This window comes from Georgenia sp. X1117, assembly GCF_057784635.1.
On the sequence record NZ_CM173492.1, the window covers coordinates 1,141,176 to 1,157,874 of the forward strand.

The following is a 16,699-nucleotide window of genomic DNA, read 5'->3' on the forward strand; positions in this document are numbered from 1 at the left end:
CTAGACGGCGAGGCGCTTGACGCGGCGACGCTCACGCTCGGAGAGCCCGCCCCAGATGCCGAAGCGCTCGTCGTTGGCCAGCGCGTACTCCAGGCACTCCGCGCGCACGTCGCACGACGAGCACACCCGCTTGGCCTCGCGGGTGGACCCGCCCTTCTCCGGGAAGAACGCCTCGGGGTCGGTCTGCGCACACAGCGCCCGGTCCTGCCACGACAGGGGGCCGTCGGGCCCGTTGTCGAGGTGGTCGAGCTCCGAGAGGTCCACGTCCTCCCAGCTGGTGGTCAAGGGTCCGTCGCCCAGGATGTTCCACATAGTTCTTCAAGCTCCTCAGTCGCCGCCGTTGGCGTGAATTACACCCGTGTGATCCGCCGGGCGTCAAGGGGAGCGACCGGTATCACGGCGTGTCCCCCGGCGTGTCGCCGACCGACGTAGCCTGGGCCGGTGCACGATGCCCTGCTGGTCATGGACCACCTCGCCGCCCTCGGCGCGGCCCCCGCGCTGACCACCTACGCCGGGGACGGCCGGGTCGAGATCTCCGGCCGCGTCGCCCGTCAGTGGGCCCACAAGATCGGTGGGCTGCTGCGCGACGAGCTCGACGCCGAACCGGGCGACACCTTACGCGTCGACCTGCCGCCCGCGTGGCGCGCACCCCTGTGGGCGCTCGGTGCCCTGGCCGTCGGCGTCACGCCCGTGCCGCTCGGCAGCGGCGGGGGCACGGACTCCGCGACGGCCGGTGCAGGGGCCGACTCCGCGCCGGCAAGCGCCGGGAACACGGGGGCCGCCGGGGCCGACACTGCGCCGGCCGCAGCGACCGGGATCGCGCCGGCCCTGGCCACCGTCACCCACGACCCCACCACCGTGCCGGCCGACGGCGGGACCCCCCTGGCGCTGGCCGCACCTGCCCTGGCGATGCGCTGGACCGGGGACCTCCCCGCGGGCGCCCTGGACGCCTCCGCCGAGGCCCTGGCCCAGCCCGACGAGCTGATCTTCCCGCCCACGCCGGCCGAGGGGTCCGACCTGCTGGCCGCGGCCTCCGCCGTCGCGGGTGGGCTGGGCCGCGGCGCCCGCCCGGCGCTCGTCCCGGACGGGACCGACGAGGCGGTGACGTGGACGCTGGCCACCTGGCTGACGGGCGGCTCGGTGGTGCTGCTCGCTCCGGGCACCGCGCCGGACGAGGCGGTGCGACTCGCCGATGTGGAGCGCGCGACGCTGCGGGCGGCACACTAGGGCGATGCGCGGAATCATCCTGGCCGGCGGCGCCGGCACCCGGCTGCACCCCATCACCATCGGCGTGAGCAAGCAGATGGTCCCCGTCTACGACAAGCCGATGATCTACTACCCGCTGAGCACCCTCATGCTCTCGGGGATCTCGAACATCCTCGTCATCACCACCCCGCACGACCAGGCCCAGTTCCAGCGTCTGCTCGGCGACGGCTCGCAGTACGGGATCAACCTGTCCTACAAGGTCCAGGAGGTCCCCAACGGGCTCGCCCAGGCCTTCGTGCTCGGCGCCGAGCACGTCGGGAGCGACCACGCCGCGCTCGTCCTGGGCGACAACATCTTCTACGGCCCCGGCATGGGCACGCGGCTGCGGCGCAACACCGAGGTCGACGGCGGGGCCGTGTTCGCCTACCACGTGGCCGACCCGACGGCGTACGGCGTCGTCGAGTTCGACGAGGACCGCCGCGCGATCTCCATCGAGGAGAAGCCCGCCCGGCCGCGCAGCTCGTTCGCGGTGCCGGGCCTGTACTTCTACGACAACGACGTGCTCGAGATCGCGAAGAACCTCGAGCCGTCGGCGCGCGGGGAGTACGAGATCACCGACGTCAACCGCGCCTACCTCGAGGCCGGGCGCCTGTCGGTGGAGGTCCTGCCCCGCGGTACCGCCTGGCTGGACACCGGCACCTTCGACTCCCTGGCCGACGCCACCGCCTTCGTCCGCACGGTCGAGGCGCGTCAGGGCCTCAAGGTCGGTTGCCCGGAGGAGGTCGCCTGGCGCATGGGCTTCCTCTCCGACGACGAGCTGCGCGAGCGCGCCGAGCCGCTGCGCAAGTCCGGCTACGGGGAGTACCTGCTCGGCATCCTCGAGCGCGGCCGCTGACCCGGCGGGCCAGTCCCGCAGCACCCCCTGCGCAGCCGGCCCCTCGCTGCCGCCCACATCCGTCGAGCCCCCGTCCCTCGAGACATGGGGTTGTGTCTTGACCCAATGGGCACGGGGCATCGTCTCGACACACGACCCCATGTCTCGCTGAGGGGGACTCCCGGTGGCCCGGCGTAGCGGTGTGGCGCGCGACACGCACAACCTTCTCCCCCGGTTGTCATCGCATTTTCATGTCGGCGTGCTGGACTTCCATTCATGCAGACGTCACCTGCCGGTCACCTCGGGGCAGAGCCGCCCCCGGGCATCGACGGCGTTGCGCTCACGGCATCCGGCCCGGCCATGGCGAACGGTCCTGCCGCAGCCACCGCACCGGCGACGGCCACCGGGTCAGCCCCGGCCACCAGCCCGGCTGCAGCCACCGCACCGGTGACGGCGAACGGCCCGGACTCGGCGGTCTCAGCCGGCAACCGCGCGCACGCGGACCTCACCCCGCTGCCCTGGCGCCGGGTGCTGGCCGCGCTCTCCATCGCCTCGCTGCTGGTGGTCCTGGCCAGCTGGGTCCCCACGCGCTGGCCGGGCGGCGGCCTGCTCGTCGGCGGCGGCGAGTGGCACCACATCTTCGACGTCGGCTCCGAGCAGTCCGTCGCCACCGCCTGGTCCGCCGCGATCATGGTCTCCGCCGCCGTGCTCTGCGCGGTGTGCGCCTAGCTGACCTGGCGGCAGGGCGGTGCACCCACCTGGCCGTGGGTCGTCCTCGGCACGGGCCTGGCGCTGTTCGCCATCGACGAGGCCGCCAGCCTGCACGAACGGCTGCCGCTCATCGTCGCCTGGCTCGGCATCGACTCCTCGATGGGCTACGTCTGGCTCGTCCTCGGGATCCCCATCGCGATCGCGGTGATCATCGTCGTCGTGCTCTGCGCGATCCGCCTGCCGCGGACCGCCCGTGTACTCGTCATCGCCGGCGTCCTCGTCTTCTTCGCCGGCGGCATCGTCGTCGAGGGCATCACGGGCCAGATCCACGCGAACCGGCCCGACGTGTACGCAGTGTGGTTCTCCGAGCTCATCCATGCCGAGGAGCTGCTCGAGAAGCTCGGGATCTGCCTGGCCCTGTGCGCGCCGCTGAGCGCGCTGCGCGGGACACCCAGGGGTAGCGGGAGCGGAGAGCTGCGCCTCGCGGTCGCTACGCGCTGAGCGCGCTCCACCGGCCGCCGATCACCGGCCGCCGACCTCCGCGAGAACATGGTCTGTGTCGCGAGAGCATGGACCGCGGGCATCGTCTCGCGACACGAACCATCGTCTCGATGACGGGACGGCCGGGAGGTGGGGGCCCGACGACGCTGCCCCCGGCGTCCCCCGGCTACGCCCCGAGCACCTCGGGGGCCGCCGCCCGCCAGCGCTCGGCCCATTCGCCGATCGGCTCGACGCCGGCCGCGCGCACCGAGCCGTGGTCGAGGACGGAGAACGGCGGCCGGGGCGCCTTGGCGGGGAAGGCGTCCGAGGTGGTCGGACCCACCATGTCGGGGTGCTTGCCGAGGGTCTCGACGATGAGCCGCGTGAAGGCGAACCAGGTGACCTGCCCCGAGCTGGTGGCGTGGTAGCTCCCCGGTGCGGCGTCGGCCTCGACCAGGCGCACCACGAGGTCGGCGACGTCGCGGGTCCAGGTCGGCTGCCCGACCTGGTCGGTGACCACGCTCAGCGAGTCCCGCTCGCCGGCCAGCCGCGCCATGGTGCGCGGGAAGCACTTCCCGCCGGCGCCGTAGAGCCAGGCGGTGCGCACGACCAGCGCGCGCGGGTCCTCGGCCCGCACGGCCCACTCTCCCGCCGCCTTGGTGCGGCCGTAGGCGGAGGCGGGGGCGACGACGGCCCCGGCCGGGTAGGGCTCGTCCGCGACGCCGTCGAAGACGTAGTCGGTGGAGATCTGCACGGTGCGGGCACCCGCGGCCGCGGCCGCCCGGGCCAGCAGCGCGGCGCCGACGGCGTTGAGGCGGAACGCGGCGGGCTCGTGGTCCTCGGCGTCGTCGACGGCGGTCCAGGCGGCGCAGTTGACCACGACGTCGACGTCCACGACCGAGGCCGCCACCGCCGCCGGGTCGGTGATGTCGAGGTCGGCCCGAGCCAGCGCGCGCACGTCGTGCCCGCCACCCCGCAGCCGCTCGACGAGGTCCTGGCCGAGCATGCCGCCTGCCCCGGTGACGATCCAGCGCACGTGATCCTCCCTCGCTCCGCCCGGCACCTCCGGGCTGCAGGAGCCACGCTAGTGCGCCGCGGCTAGGCTGGGCGGCGCACGCGGCCCGGGTCGCGTGCGCCCGGCCCGTGGGTCGAGGACGGGTCCGCCGCGCGGGCCCACCACCGAGCAGGAACCGACGAGAGGGACACGCGATGCAGATCCGCGAGCTGACGATCGGCGGGGCGTACGAGATCACGCCGAAGCAGTTCACCGACCCCCGCGGCACCTTCTTCGAGGCCTACCGGAGCGACCACTTCGAGGAGGCCGTCGGGCACCGCCTCGACCTCCAGCAGACCAACAGCTCGGTCTCGGCCGCGGGCGTCGTGCGCGGCATCCACTTCGCCGAGCTCCCGCCGTCGCAGGCGAAGTACGTGTGGTGCCCGCGGGGCACGCTGCTCGACGTCGTCGTCGACATCCGGGTCGGCTCACCCACCTACGGGCAGTGGGACACGGTCCTGCTCGACGACGTCGACCGGCGCGCCATCTACGTCGGCGAGGGGCTCGGGCACGCGTTCTGCTCGCTGGAGGACGGCTCGACGGCGGTGTACATGTGCTCCACCCGCTACGCCCCGGGGCGCGAGCACGGCATCCACCCGCTCGACCCGGAGATCGGCATCGAGTGGCCCACGACCGACCGGGCGGGGAACCCGATGGAGCTGCTGCTCTCGGACAAGGACTCGCAGGCGCCGAGCCTCGCCGAGGTCGCGAAGCAGGGGCTGCTGCCCACGGCGCAGGAGGCCGCCGACTTCTACGCGAGCCTGCGGTGAGCCCCGCGCCCCAGGCGCGCACCGGGCGGCACGCGGCGCCGCCGAGCGACGTCGCGGTGGGCGCCGTCGTCGTCACCTACCGGCCCGAGACCGATCGGCTCGCGCCGCTGCTGGCCGCGTTGGCGGCCCAGTGCGCGGCGGTGGTCGTCGTGGACAACGGGCCCGGCGGGGCCGAGCTGGAGGCGCTGTGCCTCGAGCACGAGGCCGAGCTCGTCGCCCTGGGGCAGAACACGGGCATCGCGCAGGCGCAGAACGTCGGGGCCGCCCGGGCGGTGCTGGGTGGGGCCACGCACGTGCTGCTGAGCGACCAGGACTCGCTGCCGGCGCCCGACATGGTCACCCAGCTCCTGGCCGGGCTCGAGCGGGCCCGGGCCCAGGGGCGCGGGCCGGTCGCGGCGGTCGGGCCCGTCGCCGGCGACACGCGCTCGGACAGCGAGGAGCTCGTGTACGTCGCCCGCCGGTGGGGGCCGCGGCGCGCCCGCCCCGAGGAGACCGACGCCGACGGGCTGATCGAGGCCGCCTTCCTCATCGCCTCGGGCTGCCTGGTGACCGCCGAGGCGCTCGAGCACGTGGGTGAGATGAACGCCGACTGGTTCATCGACCACGTCGACCTCGAGTGGGGCCTGCGGGCGCGGCGCGCGGGCTACCGGCTGCTGGCGGTGGAGGCCGCCCGGCTCGAGCACGCGCTCGGCGACCGGCTGGTCAGGCTGCCCGGCCGGGCCCAGGAGGTGCACGTCCACTCGGCGTTCCGCACCTACTTCCTCGCCCGCAACACCGTGCTGCTGCTGCGCTCGGGGCTCCTGCCGCCGGCGTGGGCCGTGGGCTACGTCGTCTGGCTGGGCAAGTACCTCGCCTTCAACTCGCTGCTCGTGCCCGGCCGGCTCGAGCGGGCCGGACGGATGGCCCGCGGGCTGCTCGACGGGATCCGCGGACGCACGGGCCCCTCGCCGCGCTGACCGCCGACCGGTGGGTCGGGCCGGCGGCGGCACCGTCACCGGCGCCGCGTGAGCTGCCCACCGATCAACGGGCAAGGTGACCTGTCAGCCGACAGTGGCGGCTGAACGGTGGCTGAGGGGGTTGACCGGTCGCGTGTGGGCGGGCGCGGGACCCTCAGGTGGCGTGCGGGCGGAGGCGGGACCTTCCGCTCGTGCGCACGAGCGGGTCCGACCCGGCGTGGCGGGCCGCGGCAGCCCCCGAATCCCGGCCGTCCATAGCGGTGTGCCGCTTCGCGGGGTGCGCGACAATCGTCCGCGGACCGCCTGGTCCACCGACGCACAGGAGCTCGACGATGCCCGCTCTTCGACGGACGCGCGCCCGCGCCGCCACCCTCCTCCTCGCCCTGACGACGACGATCGGCCTCGGCGCAGCACCCGCCGTCGGGAGCACACCCGCGATCGGGAGCATCCCCGCCGGCCCGGCAGCCCTCGAGCCCGCGACCGACGCCGCATCCGCCCCCGACGGCGGGACGAACCCCGACGGCGTCGGGCCGGCCGAGGGGGCCGGAGACGTCGAGGCCGCACCGTCCGCCACCGTCGCCGCGACCGAGGTCTACCCCCGCCCCGACGACGGCACCTGGGAGATCGAGGGCCACGGCTGGGGGCACGGCATCGGGATGTCGCAGTGGGGCGCCCAGGGGGCCGCGCTCCAGGGCGTGCCGAGCGCGCAGATCCTCGCCTTCTACTACCCGGGCACCCGCCAGGCCGACATCGGCAACCCGGTCGTGCGCATCCGCCTGCTCACCCTGTCGGCCCGCACCGCCGTCACCGCCTGGGCGCCGTCGGGCCAGACCCTGCGCGCCACCGCCGGCGGCACCGCGCTGCCCGTCCCCGCCGGCGGGCGCCTCACCGTCACGCGCACCTCGAGCGGCTTCACCCTCGAGCACCGCGCCACGCCCGGCGGCACCGTCGGCTGGTCGACGACGACCACCGCGGCACCCACCCTGACCACGAACGACGGCGTCGTGCTCGGCACCTCGCCCACCGGCGGCGGCACCTGGTACCGGGGCGAGGCGGCCGTCACGCCCACCGGCGGCACGCTCGACGTCGTCAACCACGTGCGGATGGAGGACTACCTGCGCTCGGTGGTCCCACGGGAGTCGCCCGCGTCCTGGCACCAGGCGGCCCTCGAGGCGCAGTCGGTGGCCGCCCGCACCTACGCCCGCCACGAGATGCGCACCGGCGGCACCTACGACCTGTGCGACACCACCTCCTGCCAGGTCTACGCCGGGCGCGCGACCGTCGCGGCCGGCGGCTCGGCGTCGAGCAACGAGCACCCGCGCACCGACACCGCCATCGCCGCGACCAACGGCCGCATCCTCGAGGGCCAGCAGGTCGCCGGCGGGGCCTGGTCGCCTGCCTTCACCCAGTTCTCCTCCTCCAACGGCGGCTACTCGGTGGCCGGCTCGCGCCCCTACCTCGTCGCGCAGCCCGACCCGTGGTCCGGGTCCGCGCCCGGTGACCCGGTGTCGAGCTGGACCGCGACGCTGCGCGCCTCCGACCTCGACGCCCGCTGCGCCGCGGGCGGCCAGGTCCGCCAGATCGTCGTCACCTCCCGCGACGGGCGCGGGGACCTCGGCGGGCGCATCACGGGCCTGCGCCTGGACTGCACGACCGGTGCCGTCACCGTCGGGACCGAGTTCCAGCGGCGGCTCGGCATGCGCTCGAGCTGGTGGCGCCCGATCCCGGTCGAGCACCCCTCGATGTTCTTCCTCAACGACTCCTGGTCGGCGTGGGCGAACCACGAGGTGCCGCTCGGCGAGGCCACCTCCGAGCCCTTCGCCGGCGACTGGGACGGCGACGGCGTCGACACCGCCGCCGTGCGGGACGGCAACCGACTCACCCTCGCTACCGACCACACCGGCACCGCCACCAGCGAGCTGCGCTACGGGCGTGCCGGGGACCACCTCATGGTGGGCGACTGGGACGGCGACGGCACCGACTCCTTCGGCGTGCGCCGCGGCAACACCTATCTCCTGCGCAACGCGCTGACCGGCGGTGCGGCCGACGTCGAGATCGGCTACGGCCGGGTCGGGGACGAGGTCTTCGTCGGCGACTGGGACGGCGACGGCGTCGACACCCTCGCCGTGCGTCGGGGCAACGAGATCTTCATCGCCGACTCCCTCAGCTCGGGCCACGCCGACCGCGTCATCCGGTACGGCCGGCCGGACGACGTCATGCTGGTCGGTGACTGGGACGGGGACGGGATCGACTCCTTCGCGGTGCGCCGCGGCACCACCTACCTCGTGCGCAACTCGCTGACCTCGGGGGTGGCGGACATCGAGCTCAACTACGGGCGCACGGCCGACACCGTCGTGGTGGGCGACTGGGACGGCGACGGCTCCGACACCCTCGGCGTGCACCGGATCGTCCGCTAGTGCCGGCCGCGAACCGATGGCCGGCCGCAGACCGCATCCGCAGCGATCGGCTCGTGCTCGACCCGCTGCAGGTGTCCGACGCCGAGGACATGGTGGCCGTCCTGGCGCCGGTCGAGCTCTACGCCTTCACCGGTGGTGAGCCGCCGACGCTCGATCGGCTGCGGGAGCGCTACGCGATCCAGGTCGCCGGCCGCTCCCCCGACGGCGAGCAGGGCTGGCTCAACTGGGTCCTGCGGTGGGCGGGCAGTGCGGACCCGCTCGGTTACGTGCAGGCGACCGTGACCGAGCTCGACGGCGTGCGGGCCGCCGAGGTGGCCTGGGTCGTCACGCCGGCCCACCAGGGGCGCGGCGTGGCGGGCGAGGCCGCCGGCTCGATGGTGGCCTGGCTGCTCGAGCAGGGTGTCTCGACGGTGCTCGCGCACCTCCACCCGGACCATGCAGCCTCCGCGGGCGTCGCGCGGCGGGCCGGGCTGGCGCCGACCGACGTGTGGGAGGACGGCGAGCGACGGTGGGAGCTTCGGGCGACGCCGTCGAGGTCCGGCCCGCGCTGATCCCCTGCCGGGGCGGGCACCCGCCGGCCAGCCGCCCGGCGATCGACGATCGGCGATCGGCGATCGGCGCCGACGCACCGCCGCGTCGGGTGCGGCAATGCGGTTGACCCGGCCCGGACGTCGCCGTCAGGGTCGGGAACCATGGCCATCTCGGTGATCGACAGCGCCGCGCACATGCGTGCGGTCCTCGACGCGGACCCCGCGCAGCACGACGACCTGCTCCGGAGCATGTGGGCACCGATGGCCGGGATGTACCACTTCGTCCCCGGCGGCGTCGACCTGGCCACCGTGCACCGGCAGAGCTTCGGCTTCCGCCCGGAGGCCGACGCCGAGCGGGTGCGCGAGGGGCTGGCGGCCCTGGTCGAGGCCGACGCGTGGACACGGGTCCGGCAGGCCCTCACCGACGGCGTCGCGGCGCTGTCGTCCGCCGCCCCCGGCGCGACGGTCCCCGACCTCACCGTCCTGCTCGTCCTTGGTGACCCCACGAACGCGCACTTCGTCGATGAGGTGCAGGGACTCTCGGGATTCGGCGGCATCAGCGGGTACATCGCCCTCACCGTCTGGCCGCACGAGCGGGTCCTCGACCGGATCGAGGCCATCGCGGTCCACGAGCTGCACCACAACGTGCGGTACTCGCCCGGCGGGATCGTCTGGGACCCCGCGACCGTGACGGTCGGCGAGCACGTCGTCGCCGAGGGGCTGGCCGACGTCTTCGCGACCGAGCTGTACGGCGACGCCGGCCCCACCCACTTCGTGAGCGAGGCGACCCGGTCCGACGACCGCGTGCTGGCGCGGGTCGCCGACGGCCTGGGCGTGACCGGGATGTCGGACTTCGCCGCCTGGGTGCTCGGCGACGCCAGTGCGCGCCTGTTCGGTGCCGAGCCCGTCGGCCTGCCGACGGGGGCCGGGTACGCGGCCGGCGCCCGGCTCGTCCGGGCCTACCTCGACGCCACCGGCACCACGGCCGCCGCGAGCGTGCACACCCCGAGCGACGAGATCCTGCGCCACGCGCTGCCCCGCCTCGGCCTGCCGAGCCTGCCGCCCGGCTCGACGCCCTGAGCCGGGCCGTCGTCCGGGTGGCTCCGGCCGGAGAAGCACCGGCCCGCACGGCTCCGGACGACGCAGCGTCGTCCCGCGTGTCCGCGGTCAGGCGCAGGCGACGGGCCGGCCGGCCCGTTGCCCACGAGGCTCAGCCACGCAGCGTCCCGTCGTCGGGCGGCACGGGGCCGGCCTCGTCGACGGGTGACGGCTCGGCGGTCTGCGGCGCGCGTCGCCGCAGCAGCACCCCGGTGCCGAGGCCGAGCAGGAGGTCGACGGCGGTGAGCAGCACGCGCGAGACGAGGACGACGACGAGCACCGCGCCGGACGCCAGCAGCCCGGAGAGCATGACGCCGAGGATCCCCTCGCGCACGCCGACCCCCGCGGGGAAGACGATGGCCAGGAAGCCGACCACCCACGCCAGCGCGTAGCCGCTGACGGCGCGGGCGAAGGTCTCTGCGGTGGGCTCGAGGCCGACGGCGGTGGCCAGCAGCCACACCTGGGTGCCGGCAAGGAGCCAGCCGACGACCGCCCAGGACGAGGCCCGGACGATCCCGGCGGCCGAGAGCGGGTGCTCGAGCGGGGGGCGGCGGATGAGCCGCAGGGCCAGCGCGAGCAGCCGGTTGAGCACGGGTGGGAGCAGGACGACGATGAACAGCGGGAGCGTGAGCAGCACCCAGCCGATCTGGTCGCGCACCGCCGGGTCGAGGGCCACGGCCGCCACCGCGAGCGCGAGCCCGGTGACGATCGAGACGAGCAGGGAGACGACCATCCCGGACACGGAGCGCCGGCGCGGGATGTCGATGTCCTTGCCCATCTCGGCGGCCGCGACGATGTTCCACACCCCGCCGGGCAGGTACTTGCCGACCTGGGAGACGAAGAACAGCCGGGCGGCCGGGCCCAGCGCGAGCCGGGAGCCGAGGTCGATGAGGACCTCGCGCCAGGACAGCATGGTGGCCACGACGTAGAGCACCGAGATGACGAGCGCCACAGGCGTGACCCACCAGGCCATGTCCGCCAGGGCGGAGCTGAAGATGTCCCACTGGTTGGCGACGGCGAGCACCGCCGCGCCGATCGCCGCGATGAGGAAGGCGGCCCGCAGCCAGGGCGAGCGCAGGGCAGCGAGCAGCTTCTTCACCGGTGGCCCCCGTTCGGCCCGGGCGCAACGGTCAGCCGCTCCCACAGCGGCGCGACGACGCCGGCGGGGGTGTAGTCCCGTGCCCGACGCCGGGCGCGGGCCCGCAGGTCGGCGACCGCGGCCGGGTCGGCGAGCAGGGTGGCCAGGGCGTCGGCGAGCGCCACCGGGTCACCGGGGGGCACGAGCAGCGCGTCGCGCCCCAGCGCGCGCCGCTGCGGCGCGGTGGCGGAGGTGACGACGGCGCAGCCCGCGGCCAGCGACTGGTAGACCTTGTTGGGCACGACGTGCAGCGCCTTGGGGGTGTCGCCGAAGATGCCGAGCCCGACGTCGTGTCCGGCCACGAGGTCCGGCAGCTCGCCCGGGTCGACCCAGTCGAGCCACGTGATCCCCGGGACGCCGGCCAGCAGGGAGCGGGCCTCGGCGTGGTCCTGCCCGGTGCCCACGAGTGTGACGCGCAGCGGCGTGCCGCGCCGGTGGAGCTCGCGCAGCGCGCGCGCGATCGTCACGGTGCCCTGCAGCGGGGTGAACAGCCCGTAGAAGACCATGCTCGGCGGGGCCGACCCGCCGCCCGGCCCACCGTCGTCGGGAGCAGGAGCGGGGGCCTCGGCGGCGCGGCGGCCGGCCGCGGTCCAGGCGTCCGGGGCGCCGACGGGGACGACGACGGTGCGCCCGCGCACGGCCGGGGCCGCGAGCTCCGCGTGCTCCTCGGTGTCGACGACGACGACGTCGGCCGCACCGGTGGCCGCCCGGTCCAGCGCCCGCAGGGCGGTGGTGCGCAGCCCGGAGTCCACGCCCCGGTCGCGGGCCGTGCCGGCGGCGAAGATGAGGTGGTCGAGGACGATCGTCGAGCGCGGGAACAGCAGGCGCGCGAGCAGGACGTCGAAGTGGCCCAGGTAACCCACGAGCACGACGTCGGGGCGGTGCTCCCCCGCGTAGTCGAAGGAGCCGTCGGTCAGCGCGGCCCAGCGCGCGGCCAGGCGGGCGGCCAGGCGCGGCAGCAGCCAGGGGCGGTTGAGCATGGCCACCCGGTCGGCGGTGCTCAGGCCGAGGGGCCGGTCGAGCTCGCGGACCTGCGCGCCACGCTCGGCGAGCCCCTGGAGGAGGACGCCGGCGCGCGGGTGGACGGCCGTGTCGTACGTGCCGAAACCGAGGACCCTCACCGGGCCGGTCGACCCTGGCCGAGGTGCTCGGGCGCCACGCCCGCGGGGGCGGCGCGGCCCTCCGTCGTCACGTCGGCGTCCCGCACGGGCGCGACGTGGCCGTTCCCGTTCAGGCCCGCCTGCGCGGCGCCGTGCCCGGCGTCGTCCGCGGTGCGGGTGGCGGCACCGTTCACGGCACCGTCGGCGACCGGTGCGGCCTGCGACGACGCAGCCGGCGCAGCGTGCGTCGCGGCAGCCGGCGCCGGGGGCGGCTCCTCGTCGGCGCCGTCCTCGGGCAACGCGCCGACGGTGATGAGGGCACCGCCCCGCGCCCGCGCGGCGATGGCCTCGTCGCTGTACTGGAGGGACTTCACGCGTTCGAGGTTCTCCTCGAGCAGCACCCGGTTGGTGCGCAGGAGGTCCGCGATGACCATGAGCGCCAGGCTGAGCAGCGCCCCCACCAGCGCGGCGGTACCGAAGATGAGGGACTGGACGTGCCCGCCGGCGTCGCCCATGAGGAACAGCACGAGGAACCGGATGAAGGGCACCAGTCCGGCCAGCAGCAGGATGACGCCGACGGTGCCGAGGATCGAGTGCGGCTTGAACATGAGGTACGAGCGGATGATCGCCGTCCCCGACTTGCCCATGTGCTGGAAGATGTTCTTGAACAGGCGCGACTCGCGCGTCTTGGGGTTGGTGCGGATGGGCAGCGAGGCGATCCGCAGCCGCTTGTTGCCCGCCTGGATGATCGTCTCCATGCAGTAGGAGAACTGCGTGACGACGTTGAGGCGGATGAGCGCCTCCTTGGAGTACGCCCGGAAACCGGAGGCGGCGTCGGGCAGCTTCGTCCCGGCGGCGAGGTTGACGACGTCGGAGCCGACCTTCTGCATCGCCTTCTTGAACGGCGAGAAGTGCTCGATGGTGGCGGTCTGGCGGTCACCGATGACGACGTCGGCCTCACCACGCACGATCGGCTGGACGAGCTCGCCGATGGTCTCCTGCGGGTACTGGTTGTCCCCGTCGGTGTTGACCACGATGTCCGCGCCGTGGGCCAGGGCGTAGTCGACGCCGTCGCGGAAGGAGCGGGCCAGGCCCTGGTTGCGGGCGTGCCGCACGAAGTGGGTGACGCCCAGGTTGCGGGCCACCTCGACGGTGCGGTCGGTCGAGCCGTCGTCGACGACGAGGATGTGCACCTCGTCGATGCCCGGGATCTCGCGCGGGATGGTGGCGAGGACCAGAGGGAGCGTCTCCTCCTCGTTCAGGCACGGGATCTGGACGAACAGCTTCATGGGAACCTCGGAAGTCGGTCGCGGCCGCCCCGCACCGCCCCCCACCCGGCAGCGGTCGGGCTGGCCCGGAACGTCGCCAGGGTACCGTAGGGGCCGCGCGGGGCCTGGACGTCCCTTCGGCGTGGAGGGGAGATCACAGGTGCACGAGAGCGCGGACGGCGACGGGGAGACGCTCCCCGAGCAGACCGCACCCACCGCGTCCCCGGCCCCCTCCTGGTGGCAGCGCCTGCGCCCGGAGCTGCCCTGGGCGGGCGCCGTCGGGCTGCTGGCCCTCCTCATGAGCCTGACCGCGATCTTCTTCGGTTCCTCGCTGTCCGCCCTCGACGAGCAGACGCACCTGGACTACGCCTGGCAGGTCGCCCACGGCGAGCTGCCGGCCGACGGCGACGAGCTGGACGACTACGTGCTGCAGCAGTGGTCCTGCCGCGGGCAGACCAACCTGCCCGACCTGCCCTCCTGCGAGGGCGCCGAGGCCGGCGAGCACGAGCCAGGCGACTACCCGGCCAGCGGCCAGAACTACAACTCCTTCCACCCGCCCACCTACTACGTCACCCCCGCGCTAACCGGCCTGCTCGCCGAGGCCCTGGGGCAGGAGTTCTCCACCGGCGCCCGCCTGGCCAACGCGCTGTGGCTGACGGTCGGGATCGTGGCGGTCTACGCGGCGCTGCGAACTTGGCGCCTGCCCGCGCCGTGGGCGTTCTCGGGCGCGGCGGCGCTGCTCGCCTTCAAGCCGGTCATCATCTCCGGCTGGCAGGTGACCAACGACGCCCCGGCGATGCTCGTGGGCGCCGGCGCCCTGTGGGTGCTGGGCCGCTGGGCGCTCCACGGTCGCATCGGCTGGCTGTGGCCCACGCTCATCGCCCTGCTCGCCGCGTCGACGAAGGTGATGAGCTCGGTGGCGATCCTCGCCGTCGTCGGGCTCATCGCCTGCCTGGCGGTGGCCGACGTGCGCGCCCGCGACTGGCGCACCCTGGGCCGCCGGGCCGCCACCGTGCTCGCGCCGATCGCGGTGGTGGCCGCCTGCATGACCGCCTGGAGCCGCTTCCAGGCCGGCCGGGGCGACGCCGCCTGGGACAACCCGCTCTACGGCATCAGCACCGAGCCGGTCGAGGGCAGCCCGTGGGACGAGGTCGTGCCCACCCTGCTCGACGCCTTCGGCCTCATCAAGAACTCGCAGGTGCCCGGCGAGTTCCACGGGTGGCAGCTGGAGACGGTGACCTCCCTGTGGTGGGTGCTGCTGACCGCCGCGCCGTTCATGGTGGTCGTCGCCTACGGCGCCCGCCGCCCCGAGCGGCTGCTCGGCCTGGCCGCCATCGCGGGGACCGTGGGGGCGGGCATCATCGTCCAGGCGCAGGAGGTCATCTCCTCCGACCATGCGTTCCGTCTCATTTCCGGTCGGTACGCGATCACCTTGCTGCCGATCACGCTCGCAGCGTTCATGCTGCCCGTGTACCGGCGACGCCTCGGCGCGGTCGTGCACCCGGTGGTCGCGGTGTCCGTGGGCATCATGTGGCTCAGTCTTGGAGGAGTTCTATGACCAGCACCCCGCGCCGACGTCTGCCCGACGTCTTCCGCGTGGCGGTGGTCGCCGTGACGGTCCTCGTGGCCGGCATCGGGGCGCTGTGGGCCGTGCTGACCCCGGGCTTCCGTGCCCCGGACGAGCCCCAGCACGTCAACACGGTCGTCCGCCTGATGGACGAGGGAGGCTGGCCCGCGCCCGGTGAGCAGACCTTCCTGCCCGGGGTGCACGTCGCCGCCGACGAGGCGGGCTGGGTCGACGAGGGCCGCGAGCTCATCCGGCAGAACTCCCACGCCCATCCCGGCGCCTGGTGGGGCACCGGTCAGACCCCGTTCGTGCTGCTCGTCCCGGACCCGCCGCCCACCGAGCGCACGTCGATCCTCGACGTCGACCAGCGGGTCACGCTCTACCAGCAGGTCGACCAGATGACGCAGCACCCGCCGGGCTACTACGCCGTGGCGGCCGGCTACCTCACCGTGCTGGGCGCCGACGACTGGGCCTGGGACACCCAGCTGCTCGCGCTGCGGCTGCTCGACGTCGTGCTCGTCGCCGGGATCGTCCCCCTCGTGGTGGTGACGGTGCGCCGCCTGGGGGGCTCCCGCTCGGCGTCGCTGGTCGGGGCGCTCGCCATCACGGCCCCCGCCCAGCTGCTCTACGTCAACGCGGCGGTGTCCAACGACTCCCTGCTCAACCTGTTCGGCGCCGCGGTGCTCGCGCTGAGCGCGGTGGTGATGACCAGCCGGTGGGACTGGCGCCACGTCGTCGGGATGGGGCTGCTGCTCGGCGGTGGCCTGCTGACCAAGGGCTTCATGCTCGCGTTCATCCCCGTCGTCGCTCTCGCCTTCCTCGCCTCGACCGGCTCCGGACGTCCCCTGCGCAGCCGGGCCCTGGGCGGGTTCTGGGCGCTCGCGGTGGCCTTCGCCGTCGGCGGCTGGTGGTGGTTGAAGAACCTGTTCGTGCACGGCACCTTCCAGCCCGACGGCTACCCGGGACGCGAGCCGCTCGAGGACACCTCGCACCTGGGCCTCAACCTGTGGGACTTCGCCGTCGGCGCCGAGAACAGCCTGGTGACCAGCGCCTGGGGGAACTTCGGGTGGCTGGAGTCGCCCATGCCCACGTGGTTCCAGCGCCCGGCCACCTACCTCACCCTCGCCCTGGTCGTGGCCGCGGTGGTGCTCGCCGGGCGGCGACGGATCCAGCTGCTGGTCGTGCTCTCGGGCTGGATCGGCGTCCTGGGGGTCGTCATCTACGGGGCGCTGCAGGAGTACTACTCGACCGGACTGTTCGCCGGCCTGCAGGGCCGGTACCTGTTCGTCGGGGTCCTCGGCATTCTCGCGGCGATCGCGCTGCTGCTGGACCGCCTCACGTCCCGCCTCTCGCCGGGGGTGACCGTCGCGGTGCGGGTCGGGGCCGGCGTGGCCTTCCTCGGCCTGGCCCTGTGGGGCCTGCTGTTCGGGTTCACCGCCTTCTACGTCGAGTTCTACGAGGACCTGGCCCGCGGACTGAGCCGGTGGAACGACTGGAGCTCGTTCGGGATCACCAAGCTGGTCGCGCTCG

15 protein-coding genes and 1 pseudogene are annotated in these 16,699 nt (G+C 74.3%); 11 read left to right on the plus strand and 5 right to left on the minus strand.

Annotated features, from left to right (window positions below):
• Nucleotides 1-312: a WhiB family transcriptional regulator gene (locus AC3D3D_RS05110; protein ID WP_463661236.1), complete on the minus strand. Its 312-nt coding sequence runs from the start codon at nt 310-312 to the stop codon at nt 1-3.
• A 129-nt stretch (nt 313-441) separates the two neighbouring features.
• On the opposite strand from AC3D3D_RS05110, the gene AC3D3D_RS05115 reads away from it, so the two are divergent.
• The 4 genes from AC3D3D_RS05115 to AC3D3D_RS05130 all read left to right on the plus strand — a co-directional run bounded on the left by AC3D3D_RS05115 (nt 442) and on the right by AC3D3D_RS05130 (nt 3,292).
• Nucleotides 442-1,227: a TIGR03089 family protein gene (locus AC3D3D_RS05115; protein WP_463661235.1), complete on the plus strand. Its 786-nt coding sequence runs from the start codon at nt 442-444 to the stop codon at nt 1,225-1,227.
• Nucleotides 1,228-1,231: 4 nt separating this feature from the next.
• Entirely contained in the window at nt 1,232-2,101 is an 870-nt protein-coding gene (gene rfbA, locus AC3D3D_RS05120) for a glucose-1-phosphate thymidylyltransferase RfbA (RefSeq protein ID WP_463661234.1), read from the plus strand.
• 339 nt (nt 2,102-2,440) lie between these two features.
• Nucleotides 2,441-2,809, plus strand: coding sequence for a hypothetical protein (locus AC3D3D_RS05125; RefSeq protein WP_463661233.1), 369 nt, complete (start codon nt 2,441-2,443; stop codon nt 2,807-2,809).
• Between the two features lie 72 nt (nt 2,810-2,881).
• Entirely contained in the window at nt 2,882-3,292 is a 411-nt protein-coding gene (locus AC3D3D_RS05130) for a hypothetical protein (RefSeq protein WP_488512623.1), read from the plus strand.
• Between the two features lie 166 nt (nt 3,293-3,458).
• Here the strand turns inward: AC3D3D_RS05130 and rfbD are convergent, their stop codons facing one another.
• A complete protein-coding gene (gene rfbD, locus AC3D3D_RS05135; RefSeq protein ID WP_463661231.1) occupies nt 3,459-4,307 on the minus strand; it encodes a dTDP-4-dehydrorhamnose reductase in 849 nt (282 codons plus the stop codon).
• Nucleotides 4,308-4,480: 173 nt separating this feature from the next.
• Here rfbD and AC3D3D_RS05140 point away from each other — a divergent pair, with 173 nt between their 5' ends.
• From AC3D3D_RS05140 to AC3D3D_RS05160, 5 genes are all read left to right on the plus strand, one after another.
• Entirely contained in the window at nt 4,481-5,095 is a 615-nt protein-coding gene (locus tag AC3D3D_RS05140; RefSeq protein ID WP_463661230.1) for a dTDP-4-dehydrorhamnose 3,5-epimerase family protein, read from the plus strand.
• A complete protein-coding gene (locus AC3D3D_RS05145; RefSeq protein WP_463661229.1) occupies nt 5,092-6,051 on the plus strand; it encodes a glycosyltransferase family 2 protein in 960 nt (319 codons plus the stop codon). The genes AC3D3D_RS05140 and AC3D3D_RS05145 overlap by 4 nt, the downstream gene beginning before the upstream one ends.
• 332 nt (nt 6,052-6,383) lie before the next feature.
• Nucleotides 6,384-8,468 carry a SpoIID/LytB domain-containing protein gene (locus tag AC3D3D_RS05150; RefSeq protein WP_463661228.1) on the plus strand — a complete coding sequence of 695 codons (2,085 nt, stop codon included), beginning with the start codon at nt 6,384-6,386 and terminating at the stop codon, nt 8,466-8,468.
• A gap of 53 nt (nt 8,469-8,521) precedes the next feature.
• Complete coding sequence (locus AC3D3D_RS05155; protein ID WP_488512484.1) at nt 8,522-9,019, plus strand: GNAT family N-acetyltransferase; 498 nt, start codon at nt 8,522-8,524, stop codon at nt 9,017-9,019.
• A 141-nt stretch (nt 9,020-9,160) separates the two neighbouring features.
• Nucleotides 9,161-10,078 carry a DUF2268 domain-containing putative Zn-dependent protease gene (locus AC3D3D_RS05160; protein ID WP_463661226.1) on the plus strand — a complete coding sequence of 306 codons (918 nt, stop codon included), beginning with the start codon at nt 9,161-9,163 and terminating at the stop codon, nt 10,076-10,078.
• Between the two features lie 130 nt (nt 10,079-10,208).
• Here AC3D3D_RS05160 and AC3D3D_RS05165 read toward each other — a convergent pair whose 3' ends face one another.
• Genes AC3D3D_RS05165 through AC3D3D_RS05175 form a run of 3 tightly spaced genes read right to left on the minus strand, consistent with a single transcriptional unit; the run spans nt 10,209 to nt 13,623 of the window.
• The gene (locus AC3D3D_RS05165; RefSeq protein WP_463661225.1) at nt 10,209-11,195 is read right to left on the minus strand and encodes a lysylphosphatidylglycerol synthase domain-containing protein; all 987 of its coding nucleotides are present in this window, start codon (nt 11,193-11,195) and stop codon (nt 10,209-10,211) included.
• Nucleotides 11,192-12,355, minus strand: coding sequence for a glycosyltransferase (locus AC3D3D_RS05170; protein ID WP_463661224.1), 1,164 nt, complete (start codon nt 12,353-12,355; stop codon nt 11,192-11,194). The genes AC3D3D_RS05165 and AC3D3D_RS05170 overlap by 4 nt, the downstream gene beginning before the upstream one ends.
• Nucleotides 12,352-13,623 (minus strand): glycosyltransferase family 2 protein, encoded by a 1,272-nt coding sequence (locus tag AC3D3D_RS05175; RefSeq protein WP_463661223.1) that lies wholly within the window; start codon nt 13,621-13,623, stop codon nt 12,352-12,354. Before AC3D3D_RS05175 ends, AC3D3D_RS05170 begins: the two co-directional genes overlap by 4 nt.
• A 139-nt stretch (nt 13,624-13,762) precedes the next feature.
• Here AC3D3D_RS05175 and AC3D3D_RS05180 point away from each other — a divergent pair, with 139 nt between their 5' ends.
• Nucleotides 13,763-15,160 carry a glycosyltransferase family protein gene (locus tag AC3D3D_RS05180; RefSeq protein ID WP_463661222.1) on the plus strand — a complete coding sequence of 466 codons (1,398 nt, stop codon included), beginning with the start codon at nt 13,763-13,765 and terminating at the stop codon, nt 15,158-15,160.
• 407 nt (nt 15,161-15,567) lie between these two features.
• Nucleotides 15,568-16,017: pseudogene (locus AC3D3D_RS05185) on the plus strand (glycosyltransferase family 39 protein); the annotation flags it as partial.
• Nucleotides 16,018-16,699: the final 682 nt, after the last annotated feature.

What these genes read in the sequence shown, in the direction of transcription:
- AC3D3D_RS05140 (WP_463661230.1), top strand. Translation starts at nt 4,481, where the DNA reads ATGCAGATCCGCGAGCTGACGATCGGCGGGGCGTACGAGATCACGCCG.
- AC3D3D_RS05110 (WP_463661236.1), bottom strand. Translation starts at nt 312, where the DNA reads ATGTGGAACATCCTGGGCGACGGACCCTTGACCACCAGCTGGGAGGAC.
- rfbA (WP_463661234.1), top strand. Translation starts at nt 1,232, where the DNA reads ATGCGCGGAATCATCCTGGCCGGCGGCGCCGGCACCCGGCTGCACCCC.
- AC3D3D_RS05160 (WP_463661226.1), top strand. Translation starts at nt 9,161, where the DNA reads ATGGCCATCTCGGTGATCGACAGCGCCGCGCACATGCGTGCGGTCCTC.
- AC3D3D_RS05150 (WP_463661228.1), top strand. Translation starts at nt 6,384, where the DNA reads ATGCCCGCTCTTCGACGGACGCGCGCCCGCGCCGCCACCCTCCTCCTC.
- AC3D3D_RS05175 (WP_463661223.1), bottom strand. Translation starts at nt 13,623, where the DNA reads ATGAAGCTGTTCGTCCAGATCCCGTGCCTGAACGAGGAGGAGACGCTC.
- AC3D3D_RS05125 (WP_463661233.1), top strand. Translation starts at nt 2,441, where the DNA reads ATGGCGAACGGTCCTGCCGCAGCCACCGCACCGGCGACGGCCACCGGG.